We start from the raw sequence: 17477 nt of genomic DNA, 5'->3' as shown, positions 1-17477 counted from the left end.
CCCCCCCCCCCCCCCCCCCCCCCCCCCCCCCCCCCCCCCCCCCCCCCCCCCCCCCCCCCCCCCCCCCCCCCCCCCCCCCCCCCCCCCCCTCCCCCTCCCCCCCCCCCCCCCCCCCCCCCCCCCCCCCCCCCCCCCCCCCCCCCCCCCCCCCCCCCCCCAACGCCACAGGAGCCATCACATGACCGACACGCTCATCCCCGCAGAGACGGTGACGGATGCCGCGACCGCGGCGTCGTACGTCGACCGCCGCGGCACGCGCCATCCGCTGCCCGACCCTGCCGCCGAGGCGCAGGTGCGCGCCGACGACCGCGCCCACGTGTTCCACTCGTGGAGCGCGCAGGCGCTGATCGACCCGCTGCCCGTCGCCGCGGGCGAGGGCTCGACGTTCTGGGACTACCAGGGCAACGCGTACCTCGACTTCTCGAGCCAGCTGGTGAACCTCAACCTCGGCCACCAGCACCCCGACCTCGTGGCCGCGATCCAGGAGCAGGCCGGCCGCCTCGCGACGATTCAGCCCGCCCTCGCGAACGATGTGCGCGGCGAGCTCGCGCGGCGCATCGCCGAGGTCGCGCCGGGCGACCTCGACAAGGTGTTCTTCACGAACGGCGGCGCCGACGCGAACGAGCACGCGGTGCGGATGGCGCGCGCCGTCACCGGCCGCCGCAAGGTGCTGTCGATGTACCGGAGCTACCACGGCGGCACCGCCACGGCGATCTCGCTCACGGGCGACCCGCGCCGCTGGGCGAACGAGCCGAGCGACGGCAGCGTCGTGCACTTCCTCGGGCCGTACCCGTACCGCTCGTCGTTCCACGCCGAGACCCCCGAGCAGGAGACCGAGCGCGCCCTCGCCCACCTCGAGCAGGTCATCACGCTCGAGGGCGCGAACACCGTCGCCGCGATCATCATCGAGACGGTCGTCGGCACCAACGGCGTGCTCGTGCCGCCGCCGGGGTACCTCGAGGGCGTGCGCCGCATCGCCGACCGGTTCGGCATCGTGTACATCGCCGACGAGGTGATGGTCGGCTTCGGCCGCGTCGGCGAGTGGTTCGCGGTGAACCACTTCGGCGTGACGCCCGACCTCATCACCTTCGCGAAGGGCGTGAACTCCGGATACGTGCCGCTCGGCGGCGTCGTGATCTCGCAACGCATCGCGTCGCACTTCGACACCGTGTCGTTCCAGGGCGGCCTCACGTACTCGGGCCACCCGCTCGCGTGCGCCGCCGGCGTCGCGACGTTCGAGGTGTTCGAGCGCGACGGCATCCTCGATCGAGTGCGCGACCTGGGCACGCGCGTCGTCGAGCCCCGCCTGCGGGCGATCGCCGAGCGGCATCCGTCTGTCGGCGAGGTGCGCGGCCTGGGCTTGTTCTGGGCCATCGAGCTCGTGCGCGACCGCGAGACCCGCGAGCCGCTCGTGCCGTTCAACGCATCGGGAGCGGATGCCGCGCCGATGGCGAAGGTCGCCGCCGCGTGCAAGCAGGCCGGCCTCTGGCCGTTCATCCACTTCAACCGGATGCACGTGGCCCCGCCGCTCGTGATCACCGAGGACGAGCTCGTGCGCGGCCTCGACATCATCGACGAGGCCCTCGAGCTCGCCGACGCCGAGGTCGCCTGACGCAGTCCTGCCCGCCCACGGACGCCGCCCGCCACGACCTCGCGTCGCGGCGGGCGGCGCCGTTCGATCCGGCGGATATACGATCCGCCACGCCGCGGGAGGGCGCGGATCGTCGGCGCGCCGGATCGTATATCCGCCGGGTCGGACAGGCTCGGGCGGGAGAGGCCGCCGGGCGGCGGTGCGGGGAGCCGCGCACGGCGAGCGGCTAGCCTGAGGCACATGGACGCACGGGGCCCGGCCGGGGGGATGCCGCGACGCGCGTTCCTCGCCGCGGCCGTCAGCGGCCTCGCCGCGGCCTCCCTCGCCGGGTGCACCGGCGGCGGCCCGAGCCCGTCGCCGACCGCCACGGCGACCCCGACGCCGACTCCGACGCCGACGCCCACCCCCGGCGCCGTCCCGAGCCCGTCGGCCTTCCTCCGCTCGCGCTGGAGCGCCGACCCGTTCGTGCGCGGCGCGTTCAGCTTCGACGCGGTCGGCACCACGCCCGAACTCCGCGCGGCGCTCGGGGAGCCGGTCGCCGACCGCCTCGTCATCGCGGGCGAGGCCACCTCGCCGGACTCGCCGGGAACCGTCCACGGCGCGTACGCCGAGGGGATGCGCGCAGGCCGGGCCGTCGCCGGCCTCGCCGGCGAGGGCGACCGGATCGCGATCATCGGCGCGGGCATCGCCGGCCTCGCCGCCGCCCGCACGCTCGTCGACCAGGGGTTCGAGGTCGTCGTGATCGAGGCGCGCGACCGCCTCGGCGGCCGCCTGCACACGGTCGACGACGACGAATTCGGCTCGGCCGTCGAGCTCGGCAGCCCGTTCGCCTCCGACGGGGGGATCCTCAACGCCGTGCTGGCCGAGGCGGGCGTCGCGACGCGAGACTTCACGCCGCGGATCCAGCCCCGCACGCCCGAGGGCGTGGTGGTCGCGCCGTCGACGGCCGGCTGGGACGCGATCGCGACCGCGCAGGCCTGGGCCGCGGCGCAGTCGGCCGACACCTCGCTCTCCACCGCGTTGGTCCGCTCGGGCGTCGTCCCGCTCCCGCCCGAGACCGGCGCCGACGGCCTCGGGCCGCGCGACTGGTTCGTCAACGCGCTCACGACCGGCGTCGAGCCGACGACGGGCGCCGTCCCGGCACGCATCTCGGCGCAGCGGTTCGATGCCGACGCCGTCTGGCGGCCGACCGCGCAGGTGACGAGCGGATGGTCCGGCCTCATCGACCTGCTCGCCGACGGCCTCGACATCGCGGGGTCCAGCGCGGTTACCGACATCGCGGTCGACGACGAGGGCGTGAGCCTCCGCCTCGACTCCGGCGAGTCGCTTCGGGCGCACCGGGTGATCGTGACCGCGTCGATCGGCGTGCTGAAGACCGACACCATCACGTTCGACCCGCCGCTGCCGCTGCTGCACCAGCGGGCCATCTCGACGATCGGCATGGGCGCCCTCGATCTCGTGCAGCTCCGCTTCGACGAGGCGTTCTGGCGCTCGACGACGGATGCCGCGGCCGGAGCGACGTCGGTCGACGAGCTGTCGAACGTGCTCACCGTGGTGGGCGCCACCTCGACGGTCGCGGCCTGGCTCGAGCTCGGGGTGGATCCGCGGCGCCCCGCGCTCGTCGGGATGCTCGCGGCCGAGCACGCCCGCCGCATCGCCGAGCTCGACGACGACGCCGCGCTCGACGCGGTGCTCGCGGCGCTCGCGCCGTTCGCGGCCGGCTAACCCGCGACATCCGCCCCCGTCGTGGTCGCCTGCCGAGCGGCCGAACGGTCGGCTCGCCGCCGCAGGGCCATGCGCGCGAGGCGACGATGCACGGCGACGAGCACCGCCGTCAGCAGGACGAAGATCCCGAGCACGAGCAGGCAGTACGCCGCGACGCCGCCGGGCCCGCCGACCTGCGACTCGTCGAGGAAGAAGTACGGGTACCAGCCGATCTCGTTGCCGCGCAGGAGCGTGTAGACGAGCCAGATCGACGGCAGCACGAGCACGAGCCCGACGGTCGCCCAGGGAACGGGCGGGTTCACGGCGATGACGGCGTCGACCGTCCATGCGATCAGCGCGAGCAGCGGCACGACGAAGTGCAGGAGGGTGTCCGACCAGGGCACCTCGAGGCGGTAGTCGCGTGTGGAGGCCTGCAGCGCGATGAGCCCGAACACGATCCCCGAGACGAGCAGGTACACGGTGACCATGGTGCGGAACGCGCCGAGCAGCGGCGGGTCGCGCGGCTGCAGCAGCGCGAATCCGGCGGCGACGAGCAGCGTCGCGACCGCGAGCATCGCCGACAGGATCGTGAAGTAGCTGAAGAAGTTGACCGATGCGAACAGCGGGAACTCCAGCACGTACTGGTAGTTGCCGATGAGCGCGACGACCTCGATCACCGCGATGGCGAGCCGGAAGCCCCCGAGCGCGCGGCGCGCGTTCGTCACCCGCCGGCTGGGCGGTTCCGATCCGGCGGGCCCGGGCTCGAGGCCCACGGCCGAGGCCGTCGCGTCCACGCTCGTCACCCGTGCGGCGGAGCCGGTGACGGACGCGGGCATCCCCTCACGCTAGTCGCCCGACCTCCGCGACCGTCGAGTCGGACCGTGAGCGCGCTCAGTCGAGCGGCCGCAGGATCCGGTCGAGGAACCGCCGCGTGCGCTCCTCGCGCGGGTTCGTGAAGATCTGCGCGGGCGCACCGCGCTCGACGATCACGCCGCCGTCCATGAACAGCACCTCGTGCGCGGCCTGGCGTGCGAACGCGAGCTCGTGGGTGACGACGACCATGGTCCAGCCCTCGTCGGCGAGCTCCTTGATCACGTGCAGCACCTCGCCGACCAGCTCGGGGTCGAGCGCGCTCGTGGGCTCGTCGAAGAGCAGCAGGTCGGGCTTCAGGGCGAGCGCGCGCACGATGCCGACGCGCTGCTGCTGCCCGCCCGAGAGCTCGAACGGGTAGGCGTCGCGCTTCTCGGCGAGGCCGACGCGGTCGAGCAGGGCGGATGCGTCGGCGAGCGCCTGCGCCTTGGGCACCCGCTGCACGCGGATCGGCCCCTCGACGACGTTCTCGATGACGGTCATGTGCGGGAACAGGTTGTGCTGCTGGAACACCATCGCGGATCGGTCGCGCATGGCGATCCGGCCGGCCTTCGCGAGCGGGCGCGAGAAGTCGATGGTCGGGCCGCCGTCGAAGGCGAGCTCGCCGCCATCCGGGGTCTCCAGGCCGTTGAGCGATCGCAGCACGGTGGTCTTGCCCGAGCCGCTCGGCCCGATGAGCGTGACGACCTCGCCGCGCCGCACCGAGAAGTCGATGCCGCGCAGCACCTCGTTGGTGCCGAACGACTTGCGGATGCCACGAGCCGACAGCAGCACCGCGGCATCCGTCGACCCGGTCTGCGGCGGCGCGAGCGGGTCGCCGCCCGACGGCGGGATGGGTGGCTGGGGCGGTTCAGTGGGCGACATAGCGGTCCAACCTCTTCTCCAGCATCGACTGCCCGCCTGAGAGCGCGAGGCAGATCACCCAGTAGATCAGGGCCGCCTCGAGGTACACCAGCATGAACTCGGTGCTGAACGCGGCGATCTGCTGGGCGACGCGGAACAGCTCGGTCACGAGGATGAGCGAGGCGAGCGAGGTGTCCTTCACGAGCGAGATGAACGTGTTCGACAGCGGCGGCACCGAGACGCGGGCGGCCTGCGGCAGGATGACGCGGCGCAGCGTCGTCGCGGACGACATCCCGATCGTGTACGCCGCCTCCCACTGGCCCTTGGGAACCGACAGGATCGCCGCTCGGATGATCTCGGCCGCGTAGCCGCCGACGTTGAGCGAGAATGCGGCGATCGCGCTCGGCCAGGGGTCGATCGTGATGCCGAGCGAGGGCATGCCGTAGAAGATCACGAAGAGCTGCACGAGCAGCGGCGTTCCCCGGATGACCGACACGTAGAACCGCGCGATGCTCGACAGGATCCGGTTCTTCGAGAGTCGCATGAGCGCGACGGCCAGGGCGAGCACGAGCCCGATGGCGAACGAGGCGAGGGCGAGCGGGATGGTGCCCGTGACGGCGCCCAGGACCAGGGGCCCGACCGACTCGAGCAGGAGCTGCAGGTTCTCGTTCACAGGCTCACGTCCTTCCGGGCGCACGGATGCCGCGTGCGCGGACCCTTCGCCCAATGGTGCCATTCGCGCCGGGGGCCTCCGTCAGCGTCGGCGGGATCCGCGCGCACGGAGGCGGCGGTGCCGCGCGCGATCGCGCGGCACCGCCGGAACGGGTGCGGACTACTCCGAGACGTCGGCGCCGAAGTACTTCTCGCCGATCTCGGCGAGCACGCCCTCGTCGCGCAGCTCGGCGAGCGCCCCGTCGACGGCCTCGACGAGCGCCTCCTTGTCCTTGGTGAAGGCGAAGGCGCTTTCGGAGGTCTCGTCGGTCTCCGCGGCGACCTCGATCGCGGCATCGGGCGTCGTGGTCAGGTAGTCGAGGAAGGTGAGCTCGTCGTTGATGGTCGCGTCGACGCGGCCCTGCTCGAGCAGTGCGACGGCCTGCGCCCAGCCCTCGACGGCCTCGACCTGCGCGCCCGACTCGGTCGCCAGCTCGTACCAGTTGCTCGTGAGCGACTGCGCCGTCGTCTTGCCCTCGAGGTCGTCGAACGAGGAGATCGACGTGTCGCCCTCGTTCACGACGATGACGCCGCGCGAGACGGTGTAGGGCGCGCTGAAGAGGTACTGCTCCTCGCGCTCGGGCGTGATCGAGACCTGGTTGCCGATGACGTCGAAGCGGCCGGCGTCGAGGCCTGCGAAGATCGCGTCCCACTGGGTCTCCTGGAACTGCACCTCGAGGCCGAGCTTCTCGGCGACGGCCTCGGCGACCTCGACGTCGTAGCCGACCAGGTCGCCCGAGCCGTCCTCGTGGAAGCTGAACGGGCGGTACGTGCCCTCGGTCGCGACCGTGAGGGTGCCGGCCTGCACGAGGCCGTACTCGTCGCCCGCGTCGGTCGCCGCGCCCGAGTCGGAGCCGGCGTCGCTGCTCGAGCACGCGGCGAGCGCGACGACGGCGGCGGATGCGGCGGCGAGGCCGAGGAGGGTGCGGGTGCGGGCGAGAGGCATGGTGCTCCGTTCGTGACGTCGGGTTCGCGGCGGGGTGTGCCGGTGCCGGGGTTCGGGGGCCGGCGCTGACGAGTCCATCACGGCGGCGGCCACGGGATGAAACCGGATGACGCCCCGTTTCCATTCCCGATCGTCCCGCATTTCGCGGAGATTCCCGACATGCGCGTGCCGGCATACACGTTCGCGGACTCACCGCGCAACGGGCGGCGCGCGCCGCCGTGCGTGGCTAGTGTGGCGGCGTCGAGGGACCGGATCCCTCGTCGCGGTGACCCCACACCGAACGGAGGAACCCCATGATCGCTCTGTCCTGGCTCCTGCTCATCGCCCTCGCGGGCGGCGTCCTCGCACTCGTCGACGGCATCTTGCGGCTTCGCGCCCGCGGTGGCTCGACGGTCGTCGGCATCATCGAGATCATCGTCGCCGGGCTGTTCCTGCTCTCCCTGTTCCTGCCGGGCATCCCGTTCGGCTCGCTCGTGCTCGGCATCGCGACGATCGTGGTGCTCGCGGTGGCGCTCTTCGCGGGCGGACGCACCGGGCGCACGCTCACGATCATCGCGCTCGTGCTGCTGGTCATCTGGCTGATCCTCCTGAACCGGTGGATCATCCTGCCCGGCGTCAACTGACGGTCCGATCCACCGACCGGAGGCCGGCGTCGCCCCTCGGCGCCGGCCTCCGGCGTGTCCCCCAGGATGCTAGAAGGCGTTCAGTCCCGTCAGCGCGCGGCCGATCACGAGCTGGTGCACCTCGTCGGTGCCCTCGTACGTGCGCACCGACTCGAGGTTCGCGGCGTGCCGCATGACCGGGAACTCCGCCGTGATGCCGTCGCCGCCGAGGATGGCGCGCGCCTCGTGCGCGACCTTCAGCGCCTCGCGCACCGAGTTGAGCTTGCCGACCGAGATCTGCGCGGGCGTGAGCGCCCCGCGCTCCTTGAGCCGGCCGAGGTGCAGGGCGAGCAGCACGCCCTTCTCCACCTCGACGAGCATGTCGGCGAGCTTGGCCTGGATGAGCTGGTTCGCGCCGATCGGCCGGCCGAACACCTCGCGCGTGATCGAGCGTTCGAGCGCCGCCTCGAGGCAGGAGCGTGCGGCGCCCATGGCGCCCCAGACGATGCCGTAGCGCGCCTCATTGAGGCATCCGAACGGCCCCGACAGCCCGCGCGCCCCGGGCAGGATCGCGTCGGCCGGCAGCCGCACGCCCTCGAACGTCACGTCGCACTGCACCGAGGCGCGCATCGAGAGCTTGCCGTCGATCGGCGTGGCGGTGAAACCGGGCCTCGTCGTGGGCACGAGGAACCCGCGCACCACGCCGTCGTCCTCGCCCGACGCATCCGCGACCTTCGCCCACACCACGGCCACGTCGGCGAGCGACGCGAGCCCGATCCAGCGCTTGGCGCCGTCGAGCACCCACTCGTCGCCGTCGCGGCGGGCGACCGTGGTCATCGCCGCGGGGTCGCTGCCGCCCTGCGGCTCGGTGAGCGCGAAGCATCCGATCAGCTCGCCCGTCGCCATGCCGGGCAGCCAGCGCTGCTTCTGCTCCTCCGAGCCGTACTTGTGGATGGCGCTCATCGCGAGCGACCCCTGCACCGACACGAACGTGCGCCAGCCCGAGTCGGCGGCCTCGAGCTCGAGGCACACCAGCCCGTACGCGACGGCGCCGGCCCCGGCGCATCCGTAGCCCGTGAGGTGCATGCCGAGGAACCCGAGCTCTCCGGCCTCGCGCACGAGCTCGCGGCGGAAGCGCCGGTCCTCGAAGTCCTGCTCGATGACGGGCGCGATGCGCTCCCCCGCGAAGCGGCGGGCGCGGTCGCGCCACTCGCGCTCCTCGTCGGTGAGCAGCGCGTCGACGTCGAAGACGGCGTCGATGCGCGGGGCGGTCATGGCGGCGGTGACGGCGGCGGTGTCGGTCACGATGGTCCTTTCGCGGGGTTCAGGTCTCGGTACGCGCTCGAGGCTGCTCGACCCGGGGATTCGGGTGCCAGTCGGCGCCGCGATCCGCGTCGAGCCGCGGCGGCGGCGTGAGGTGGCGTGCCGGCGCGGCCGCGAGCCCGATCGGGTTCGCGATCGAACGGACCCCGTCGAGCTCCACGACCGGCGCGAGGCCCAGCGCGTCGGCGAACGCGATCGCCTCGGCGACGTCGTTGACGAGCCCGGCCGGCACCCCGGCGTCGGTCAGCACCTCGACCCAGTGCACAGCGGATGCCGGGGCGAGCGCCCGGTCGAGCGCGTCGTGCAGCGCATGGCGATGCGCGACGCGATCGGCGTTCGTGGCGAAGCGCGGATCGTCGGCGAGCTCAGGAGCGCGAAGGAGCCGGGCGAGCGTGCGGAACTGGCGGTCGTTGCCGACGGCGATGACGAGCTCGCGGTCGGCGGCGCGGAACACCGCGTACGGCGCGATGCTGGGGTGGGCATTGCCGAGTCGCGCCGGCGCGCGGCCGGTGGCGAGCGTCGAGCCGGCCTGGTTGGTGAGCGCCGACAGCAGGCTGTGGAGGAGGTTCACCTCGACGAGGGAGCCCTCGCCCGTGGCATCCCGCCGCCGCAACGCCAGCAGGATGCCGGCGACCGCGTTCTGGCCGGTGAGCACGTCGACGAGGGCCACGCCGGCCTTGGCCGGTTCGCCGTCGGCCGCGCCGGTGATGCTCATGAGCCCGCCGACGGCCTGCACGAGCAGGTCGTATCCGGCGAGCGCGGCGCCCTTCCCGGCGCCGAACCCGGTGATCGAGCAGTAGACGACGCGCGGGTTGGCAGCGCGGACGTCCTCGTAGGCGAGGCCGAACCGCGACATCACGCCCGGGCGGAAGTTCTCGACGACCACGTCGGCGGTCGCCGCGAGCCGCCTGGCCTCGGCGAGGCCTGCGGTATCCGTCAGGTCGAGCGCCACCGACCGCTTGTTCCGGTTGACGCTCGCGAAGTAGGTCGCCTGGCCGTCGGGCCCGACCGGCGGATGCCACTGCCGCGTGTCGTCGCCCGTCGGCGGCTCGACCTTGACCACGTCGGCGCCGAAGTCGGCCAGCAGCATGGTGGCGTAGGGCCCGGCGAGCACGCGCGAGAAGTCGGCGACGCGAATTCCGGCGAGCGCGCCCGTCGCGCCATCCTGCGTCTGCGCCATGCGCCCTCCTCGGCCGGCCACCCGGTGGCTCCTCCGCCACGATAACCCCGCCCCGCGAGGCGCCGGATGTACATCCCGTCCAATGCCCGCCGCGGATCCGCCACCGCGTCGATCGCGCGGCGTCGAAGTCGGCTTAGGCTTGGAGATGGCGTGCACCGTCGTCGCCAACCCGGGTGGCGAGCCCCGTGCACCTTCACCAGAGGAGTCCCATGACGAACTACGCTGTCGTCAACCCGGCCACCGGAGAGACGGTCAAGACGTACCCGACCATCACCGACGCCGAGCTCGAGGCCGCGATCGCCGCCGCCGCAGAGGCGCACCGCACGTGGTCCAAGACCACCACCGTCGAGGAGCGCGCCGCGCTCATCCGGCGGGTCGGCGAACTGCACGTCGAACGACGGCAGGAGCTCGGCGAGATCATCGTCCGCGAGATGGGCAAGCCGATCGAGCAGGCCCTCGCCGAGGCCGACTTCGCGGGCGACATCTACACCTACTACGCCGACAACGCCGCCGAGTTCCTGAAGGACGAGCCGGTCGCGCTGCTCGCCGGCGACGGCTCGGCCGTCATCAGGCGGAGCTCGCTCGGCGTGCTGCTCGGCGTCATGCCGTGGAACTTCCCGTACTACCAGGTCGCCCGCTTCGCCGGCCCGAACCTCATCATCGGCAACACGATCCTGCTCAAGCACGCCGAGCAGTGCCCCGAGTCCGCCGCGGCGATCGCGCAGATCTTCGCCGACGCCGGGTTCCCCGAGGGCGCCTTCGTGAACATCTACGCGTCGCACGACCAGATCGAGACCGTCATCGCCGACCCGCGCGTGCAGGGCGTCTCGCTCACCGGCTCCGAGCGCGCGGGCGCCGCGGTCGCCGAGATCGCCGGCCGCCACCTGAAGAAGGTCGTGCTCGAGCTCGGAGGGTCCGACCCGTTCATCCTGCTGTCGACCGACGATCTCGACACGGCCGTGCAGAACGCGGTCGACGCGCGGCTCGACAACAGCGGCCAGTCGTGCAACGCGGCCAAGCGGTTCATCGTGGTCGACGAGCTCTACGAGCCGTTCCTCGAGAAGTTCACCGCGAAGATCGCCGAAGTCGAGGCCACCGACCCGACCTCGTCCGACTCGGCGCTGGGCCCGCTGTCGTCGCTCAGGGCGGCCGAGGGCCTCGACGAGCAGGTCAAGCGCGCGGTCGAGCACGGCGCGACGCTGGTGCACGGCGGCTCGCGCGACGGCGCATTCTTCCAGACCACGGTCCTCACGGAGGTCTCCTCCGACAACCCCGCGTCGAAGGAGGAGTTCTTCGGCCCGGTGGCGCAGGTGTACCGCGCCGCCGACGAGGACGACGCCGTGCGCATCGCCAACGACATCCCGTTCGGCCTCGGCTCGTACGTCTACACGACCGACCCCGAGCAGGCCGACCGCGTCGCGAACGCGATCGAGGCCGGCATGGTCTTCGTGAACGTCGTGCTGGCGGATGGCGCGGAGCTGCCGTTCGGCGGCGTGAAGCGCTCGGGCACCGGGCGCGAGATGGGCCGCCTCGGCGCCGACGAGTTCGTCAACAAGAAGCTCATCCGCATCGGCTGAGCACTGCGCGACGACCGGCGACCGGTCGCGCGACGCGCTCCGGGGCTCCGCTCCGGAGCGCGTCGTCATCCACGCAGGCTCTCGTCGGGCATGCCTGGCGGTCCGCCGTCGGCCGACGCACGGACGATCCGCCCTTGCGGCGGCCGGAGGCTAGACCAGCCCGTTCTCGTACGCGTAGGCCGTCGCCGCGGCGCGCGTCGACAGCCCGAGCTTGGCGAAGATGTTGCTGAGGTGCCGAGCCACCGTCTTCTCGCTGAGCGAGAGGCGTTCGGCGATCGCGCGGTTGGTGAGGCCGGTCGACACGAGGCGCAGCACCTCGAGCTCGCGTTCGGTGAGCGGGCCGCCGCCGCGACCGGCGCCCGTGATCCGATCGAGCTCTGCGAGCGCGGGCGCGGCGCCGAGCGCGAGGAACGCGCTGCGTGCCGCGTCGAACTCGCTCCGAGCACGCTCGCCCTCGTCGAGCTCGCGCAGGGCCCGCCCCGCGAGCACCCGGCTCCTGGCCTCCTCGTACGGCACGCCGAGCGTGCGCCATCCGTCGCCCGCCTCGCGCGCCCCGGCGAGTGCCGCGGCGGCGTCGCCCTCGGCGAGCGCGACCTGGGCGCCCGCGAACGCGACCACGGCCGCGAACATCGGTGACGGATGGGGTCCGGCCCGTTCGCTGAGCTCGTCGAACGCGCGCCGCGCCGCCGGGACGTCGCCCGCGGCGATCTCGATCTCGACCATGGCGGGAAGCCGGTGCCGCCGCATGTAGCGGTCGGCGTCGGCGGTGCTGCGACGGATCTGCTCCTGCGCCCGATTGACCTTGCCCTCGGCGAGCAGGAGCATCGCCGCACCGGGATGGGGGTCCCACGCGGTCTCACCGGCTCGGCGGAATGATTCCGCAGCGGAGTGCAATGCGCCGCGGAGTCGCTGCAGCTCCCCGTACCAGTACGGCGCGCCCCACATCGCCCGGAAGTCGCCGGCCCGGAAGCGAGCCATCGCGAGCTCGGCCTCGGTCGACGCCTCGGGCCACGCGCCCTGCAGGCGGAGGAGCGCGCCTCGCAGCGCATGCCGTTGGCCATCGTAGGCCACGAGCTCGGGCTGCTCGCGGCACCACTCGTCGAGCGCCGAAGTCCAGGCGATGACCCGGCCGAGGTCGAACCCGATGTGCGCCATCCCCACGGCGGTGCACAGGATGAACCCCGAGAAGACCGGTGAGGTCTCGCCGCGGGCCACCGCGGACACCGCCCGGTCCATGCACTCGACACCCGCCTGGTCATCGCCCAGTTCGAGCAGGCAGTAGCCGCGCAGGAAGGTACCCATGGCGGCCAGGTCCGGGTCCTCGTACCGCTCGGCGATCTCCTCGATCTCCGCCGCTTGACGCTCGGCTCCGCGATGGTCTCCGCTCGCGATCGACGCGATCGACGTCGGAACCATCGCGAGCCCGGTCACGGAGGTGGAAGGTTCGGCCAGCGAACTGGCGATGCGAAGACCTCGTGGGATCCACTCCAGGTTGTGCGACCACTCGGCCAGTTCGATCTGGAAGACGGCGATCCACGCGGCAGCTCGCGCCCCGCCCTCGACGTCGCCTCGGACCACGAATGCCTCATGGGCTCGCATCATGGCCGCGAGCGCAGTGCGCCCCTCGCCGCGCAGCAGGGCCGCGGTCGCGAACGACTCGAGGTCCGCCGGGGCGAGTCCGCCGTCCGCCGCGGCATCCGCCACCGCGAGCCGCTCGTACGCCTCGGCCCAGCGCCGGTCGGCGATCGCCGCCCGGCCCTCCTCGAGCGCGAACGACCCGGTCACGGCCCCTCCACGCGCTCGACGTGCAGGCCCGCCGCCTCGGCTGCCGCGCTCGTCTCGCGGAACAGCCCCTCGGCGATCTCCGACACGGCGGTGACGTCGCCGAGGTCGAGTCGCACGGTCGTCGCTCCGGTGTGCTCGACGAGCCGGCGGACATCGTGCACGACCTGCTCGGCGGCCACGAAGTCGAGCTCGCCGCGCAGCTCGATGGTCACCGTGCCGTGCGCAGCGTCGATGTCGACCTCCCCCACCGGAGAGGCGGGTTCGGAGGTGTGGTCGAACATGTGCAGGCCGAACCGGTCGGAGAGCGCCTCGAGCATCGCCACGCCCCGCGTGCTGTTGCCGGCATCGTCGAGCGGCGGGCTGAACACGCCGACGCCGAACTGACCCGGCCGCACGGCCACGATCCCGCCGCCCACGCCCGACTTCGCGGGCATGCCGACCCGGAACGCCCAGGCGCCCGAGCGGTCGTACATGCCGCACGTCGCCATGAGCGACAGCGTGTCGCGCGCCGCGCGTTCCCTCACGACGCGGTCGCGAGTGAGCGGGTGGACGCCGCCGTTCGCGAGCGTCGCGGCCATGAGCGCGAGGTCCTCGGTCGTCACGAGCAGGGAGCACTGCCGGAAGTACGGGTCGGTCGCCTCGTCGACGCTCGGCGTGCCGAGCGCGCCCGTGGCGAGCGCCAGGCCTGCGAGCGCCCGATTGCGGTGGCCGGTCTCGGCCTCCGACCGGTACACCTCGTCGTCGAGGTCGAGTTCGCGGCCCGCGAACCGCGAGAGCGCGTCCCGGATGCGCGCGAACCGCTCGCCGGCATCGGCGGCGGGCACGAGCGAGGTCGTCACGATCGCGCCCGCGTTGATGAACGGGTTCTCGGGCCGGCCCGAGGCGTCGAGGCTGATCGCGTTGAACGGCTCGCCGCTCGGTTCGACGCCGACGTGCCGCAGCACCTCCTCGGCGCCGAGCAGGTCGCACGCGAACGCGTACGTGAACGGCTTCGAGACCGACTGGATCGTGAATTCCGTCCCGGTGTCGCCGGCGCCGTACACGCGGCCGAGCACGCTCGCGAGCGAGACGCCGAACGCCTCGGCGTCGGCGCCGGCGAGCTCGGGGATGTAGTCGGCGATCCTGCCACCGGACACGTGCGCCGCGACGTCCGCCAGCGCCCGGCCGAGCGTTCGGTCGACGGCCTCGCCGAGGAGCTGCGGTCGCTCGACGCCGGTCACGACCGACGCCGGCCGGACGTCGCGTCGATCTCGTCGCGTCGCCTCGCGACGAGGCCCCGCACGACCTCGTCGGGGAGCGGCCGATCGGCCGTGAACCGGATGGTGCCCTTCGCCCGGTCGAACCCGTCGAGCGCCTCGGCGGACTGCTCGATGACCGCCGGGCTGAACGGGTACACGCCGATGTGCGCCTTCGCCGCCATCACCGACAGCAGCGGCTTGTCGCGGTAGCGCAGCGCGGGCATGCCGTAGCCGACCCCCTCGACCGCGTCGGGCACGGTCGCCCTCGCCACCCGGTAGACCGCCTCGATCGCCGATCGGGCCGGTTCGTCGAGCCCGGCCACGTACTCCGAGACCTCCCCCATGCGGCTCATGCTACGCGCGGGGCGCGCCCGAGGCATCCGTGCGCGCGACCGGGGGCGGGTCTACCCTCGTCACGAGGGGGTCTCATGATCCGGCAGCGCGTCATCGTGCACGGCCGCGTGCAGGCGGTCGGCTTCCGGTACAGTGCGCGCATCGAGGCCCAGCGCCTGGGCGTCGCGGGGTGGATCCGCAACCGCTCCGACGGCGCGGTCGAGGCCGAGATCGAGGGGGATGCGCCATCCGTCGACGCCATGCTGGCCTGGCTCGACGAAGGGCCGCCCGGCGCCGAGGTGACCTCCATCAGCACCGCCGACCTGACCCCCACTGGCGAGCGGGGCTTCCGCGTCACGGGCTGACGGATGGCGCGGCCTGACAGCGCACGAGAGGAGACCGACGATGAGCGACCCGTGGGGCGACGACCCCGCCGACGAAGACGAGGAGCAGTGGCGCGAGCGCGTCGTGAACGACGCGGTCGCGGGCGAGCACGTGCCCACCGACGAGGAGCTCGACCTCGACGCGCTGGAGCGCGAGGGAACCGTCCTCGGCGACGGGGACGAGGATGAGGAGGATGAGGAGGACGACGGGTTCGACGCCGAGTTCGACTCGTTCGACGAGGAGGAATGAAGGCAGGCCCGATACCACGACGGCCGGTGCGCGAGCACGTCACATGAGCCCGTTCTCGTAGGCGTACGCCGTGGCCGCCGCGCGCGACGCGATCCCGAGCTTGCCGAAGATGTTGCTGAGGTGCCGCTCCACCGTCCGCTCGCTGAGCGTGAGCCGCTGGGCGATGCCGCGATTGGTCAGCCCCGTGGACACGAGCCGGAGCACCTCGATCTCTCGCGCGGTCAGTGCGCCGTTGCGCCGGTCGCCGACCAGGTCGGCGACCTCGGCGAGCGCCGGCTCGGCGCCGAGGCCCGCGAACACCTCTCGGGCGGCGAGGAACTCGGCTTCCGCCTCCGCATGCTCGCCCAGCGCGCGGAGCGCGCGCCCGGCGAGCACCCGACTCCGCGCGCGCTCGTACGGCACGCCCGCCGCGTGGAACCGTTGCGACGCGGCCCGCGCCTCCCGGAGTGCACCGATTGCATCGCCCGCGGCGAGCAGCACGCGCGACTCGCATGCGGCGAGCATCGCATCGAGCATCGGCGTCGGCATCGCCGCGCTCGCCTCGCGCAGCGCCCCGACCGCGCGCCGGGCGGCGTCGACGTCGCCGGCGACCGCCTCGATCTCCACCACGGCGGGGAGCACGAACCGGAGGGTGAACCGGTCGTCGCCGGCGGCGCTCCGGCGGATCTCGGCCTGCGCGCGCTGCGTCCGCCCGGCAGCGAGGTGCAGCAGCGCCGGACCCGGCTGGGGTTCCCATCCCGATTCCGCGGCGCGCCGGTACGATTCCTCGGCCGCATGGAAGGCGCCCCGAAGCCGCCGCAGTTCGGCCGTGTAGTACGGCGCTCCGTAGATCGCCCGGAAGTCCCCTGCGCGGAAGCCGGCCAGCGCGAGCTCGAGCGCACTCGCCGCCTCGTCCCAGGCGCCGCGCACGAGGAGCAGGGCGGCGCGCAGCGCGTGCCGCTGACCGCTGAAGGTCACGAGCGACGGCTGCGCTCGGCACCACCCGTCGAGGATGTCCGTCCACTCCTCGGCGCGATCGAGATCGTTCGCCATGATCGCGTCGGAGATGAGCGCGCAGCTGATCACGCCGGTGGTCACGGGATCGATCTCTCGGGTCGCGACCGCGTCCATGGCCCGGTCGTAGCTCGCGAACGCCTCCGCGACCGCGCCGAGCTCGACGAGCGACTTGCCGAGGCCGAGCGAGGCGTTCGCGTCGAGCTCGCGATCGCCATGGCGCTCGGCGAGGCCGCGGATCTCCAGGAAGATGCGGCGGGACTCCGCGGCGTTCCCGCTCCCGAGCTGCGCGACGGCCGGTCCGAGTCGCACGAACCCGGCGAGCGAGCCCGGCTCGTCGAGTGCCTCGGCGACGCGCATCGCGCGCGCCGACCAGGCGACCGAGCCCGTGAAGTCGCCGAGCTCCACCGACTCGAGGGCGAGCCGGCCCGCCACCCACGCGGCGGCGGCCGCATCGGAACGGGCGAGGTGCGCGTCGTACGCCCGGGATCCCGTAGCGACCGCGGTGGAGGGGTCGCCCCGCAGCAGGGCGGCCGTCGAGAGCAGTTCGAGATCGGATGCCGCGAGCCCACCGTCGGCGTCGGCCTGCGCCAGGTACTCGACCGCGTCGGCCCAGCGTCCATCGGCCGCCGCGCCGCGGCCGGCATCGAGCGTGCTCGGCGACATCATCTCGCTCCCCCGGCGACCGCCGGCCGCTCGGCCCGGGCCCGCGGCGTCGTGGGAAACGTACCGTTGCGCCATGAACGCCCGCAAGACCGGAGGCGGGAGGCAGGCTATTCGGCGATGCGGTGGTCACCGCTGCCGGCGGCCGCCGCCCGGGCACGCAGGCACAGCACGAGCATGACGGCCGAGGCCACGAGGTAGAACGAGTGCAGCATCCAGATCGGCCCCGGTGGGAGGCTGAAGACGTACAGCGAGTAGACGACGTTGGCGGCGTTGATCATCGCGATGCTGCCCAGGCTGTACGAGGTGACGTCGCGCGTGCGCACCGCCTTCCAGAGCATCGGCAGGTTGCTGATCGCGAACACGACCGCCGCGATGAGCCCTGCCAGCACCGGAACATCCATGGCTTCGACGCTACGGCGCCGGAGCGCGTGCGTCTTCGGGGGAATCATGCATCTCCTCGCCTCGCGGGAATGGGTGGTTCC

17 protein-coding genes are annotated in these 17477 nt (G+C 73.0%); 6 read left to right on the top strand and 11 right to left on the bottom strand.

Annotated features, from left to right (window positions below; genetic code table 11):
• The first annotated feature begins 178 nt into the window (after positions 1–178).
• Both ACZ4TW_RS08115 and ACZ4TW_RS08110 read left to right on the top strand, forming a co-directional pair.
• Complete coding sequence (locus ACZ4TW_RS08115; protein ID WP_465541857.1) at positions 179–1612, top strand: aminotransferase class III-fold pyridoxal phosphate-dependent enzyme; 1434 nt, start codon at positions 179–181, stop codon at positions 1610–1612.
• A 219-nt stretch (positions 1613–1831) separates the two neighbouring features.
• Positions 1832–3316 (top strand): flavin monoamine oxidase family protein, encoded by a 1485-nt coding sequence (locus ACZ4TW_RS08110; RefSeq protein WP_465541855.1) that lies wholly within the window; start codon positions 1832–1834, stop codon positions 3314–3316.
• On the opposite strand, the gene ACZ4TW_RS08105 is transcribed toward ACZ4TW_RS08110, so the two are convergent.
• The 4 genes from ACZ4TW_RS08105 to ACZ4TW_RS08090 form a co-directional block, all read right to left on the bottom strand.
• Positions 3313–4131, bottom strand: coding sequence for a Pr6Pr family membrane protein (locus ACZ4TW_RS08105; RefSeq protein WP_465541854.1), 819 nt, complete (start codon positions 4129–4131; stop codon positions 3313–3315). The two genes, ACZ4TW_RS08110 and ACZ4TW_RS08105, sit on opposite strands and share 4 nt — an antisense overlap.
• Positions 4132–4186: 55 nt before the next feature.
• A complete protein-coding gene (locus ACZ4TW_RS08100) occupies positions 4187–5029 on the bottom strand; it encodes an amino acid ABC transporter ATP-binding protein (RefSeq protein ID WP_465541853.1) in 843 nt (280 codons plus the stop codon).
• The gene (locus ACZ4TW_RS08095; protein ID WP_465541852.1) at positions 5016–5681 is read right to left on the bottom strand and encodes an amino acid ABC transporter permease; all 666 of its coding nucleotides are present in this window, start codon (positions 5679–5681) and stop codon (positions 5016–5018) included. Before ACZ4TW_RS08095 ends, ACZ4TW_RS08100 begins: the two co-directional genes overlap by 14 nt.
• Positions 5682–5840: 159 nt before the next feature.
• Positions 5841–6665, bottom strand: a complete 825-nt coding sequence (locus tag ACZ4TW_RS08090) for an amino acid ABC transporter substrate-binding protein (RefSeq protein WP_465541850.1) — start codon at positions 6663–6665, stop codon at positions 5841–5843.
• Positions 6666–6958: 293 nt separating this feature from the next.
• Here ACZ4TW_RS08090 and ACZ4TW_RS08085 point away from each other — a divergent pair, with 293 nt between their 5' ends.
• On the top strand, positions 6959–7288 hold the full coding sequence (locus tag ACZ4TW_RS08085) for a hypothetical protein (RefSeq protein ID WP_465541848.1): 330 nt from the start codon (positions 6959–6961) through the stop codon (positions 7286–7288).
• 69 nt (positions 7289–7357) lie between these two features.
• Here ACZ4TW_RS08085 and ACZ4TW_RS08080 read toward each other — a convergent pair whose 3' ends face one another.
• Both ACZ4TW_RS08080 and ACZ4TW_RS08075 read right to left on the bottom strand, forming a co-directional pair.
• On the bottom strand, positions 7358–8542 hold the full coding sequence (locus tag ACZ4TW_RS08080; protein WP_465541874.1) for an acyl-CoA dehydrogenase family protein: 1185 nt from the start codon (positions 8540–8542) through the stop codon (positions 7358–7360).
• Positions 8543–8591: 49 nt separating this feature from the next.
• The gene (locus tag ACZ4TW_RS08075; RefSeq protein ID WP_465541846.1) at positions 8592–9770 is read right to left on the bottom strand and encodes a CaiB/BaiF CoA transferase family protein; all 1179 of its coding nucleotides are present in this window, start codon (positions 9768–9770) and stop codon (positions 8592–8594) included.
• Positions 9771–9979: 209 nt separating this feature from the next.
• Between ACZ4TW_RS08075 and ACZ4TW_RS08070 the strand changes: the two genes are divergently transcribed.
• Positions 9980–11347, top strand: coding sequence for an NAD-dependent succinate-semialdehyde dehydrogenase (locus ACZ4TW_RS08070; RefSeq protein ID WP_465541844.1), 1368 nt, complete (start codon positions 9980–9982; stop codon positions 11345–11347).
• A 150-nt stretch (positions 11348–11497) separates the two neighbouring features.
• On the opposite strand, the gene ACZ4TW_RS08065 is transcribed toward ACZ4TW_RS08070, so the two are convergent.
• Genes ACZ4TW_RS08065 through ACZ4TW_RS08055 form a run of 3 tightly spaced genes read right to left on the bottom strand, consistent with a single transcriptional unit; the run spans position 11498 to position 14714 of the window.
• Positions 11498–13132, bottom strand: a complete 1635-nt coding sequence (locus ACZ4TW_RS08065) for a LuxR C-terminal-related transcriptional regulator (protein WP_465541843.1) — start codon at positions 13130–13132, stop codon at positions 11498–11500.
• Complete coding sequence (gene glsA, locus ACZ4TW_RS08060) at positions 13129–14352, bottom strand: glutaminase A (protein WP_465541842.1); 1224 nt, start codon at positions 14350–14352, stop codon at positions 13129–13131. The genes ACZ4TW_RS08065 and glsA overlap by 4 nt, the downstream gene beginning before the upstream one ends.
• Complete coding sequence (locus tag ACZ4TW_RS08055; protein ID WP_465541840.1) at positions 14349–14714, bottom strand: iron chaperone; 366 nt, start codon at positions 14712–14714, stop codon at positions 14349–14351. The genes glsA and ACZ4TW_RS08055 overlap by 4 nt, the downstream gene beginning before the upstream one ends.
• Before the next feature lie 84 nt (positions 14715–14798).
• Here ACZ4TW_RS08055 and ACZ4TW_RS08050 point away from each other — a divergent pair, with 84 nt between their 5' ends.
• Together ACZ4TW_RS08050 and ACZ4TW_RS08045 are read left to right on the top strand one after the other, a co-directional pair.
• Positions 14799–15068 carry an acylphosphatase gene (locus ACZ4TW_RS08050; protein ID WP_465541839.1) on the top strand — a complete coding sequence of 90 codons (270 nt, stop codon included), beginning with the start codon at positions 14799–14801 and terminating at the stop codon, positions 15066–15068.
• Positions 15069–15108: 40 nt separating this feature from the next.
• Positions 15109–15336 (top strand): hypothetical protein, encoded by a 228-nt coding sequence (locus ACZ4TW_RS08045; RefSeq protein ID WP_465541838.1) that lies wholly within the window; start codon positions 15109–15111, stop codon positions 15334–15336.
• Positions 15337–15375: 39 nt separating this feature from the next.
• Here ACZ4TW_RS08045 and ACZ4TW_RS08040 read toward each other — a convergent pair whose 3' ends face one another.
• On the bottom strand, positions 15376–16995 hold the full coding sequence (locus tag ACZ4TW_RS08040) for a LuxR C-terminal-related transcriptional regulator (protein WP_465541836.1): 1620 nt from the start codon (positions 16993–16995) through the stop codon (positions 15376–15378).
• Between the two features lie 107 nt (positions 16996–17102).
• Entirely contained in the window at positions 17103–17396 is a 294-nt protein-coding gene (locus ACZ4TW_RS08035) for a hypothetical protein (RefSeq protein ID WP_465541834.1), read from the bottom strand.
• Positions 17397–17477 lie beyond the last annotated feature (81 nt).

It is taken from the genome of Agromyces sp. NPDC029043 (assembly GCF_055564615.1).
This window is presented reverse-complemented; position numbering and strand designations above follow the sequence as displayed.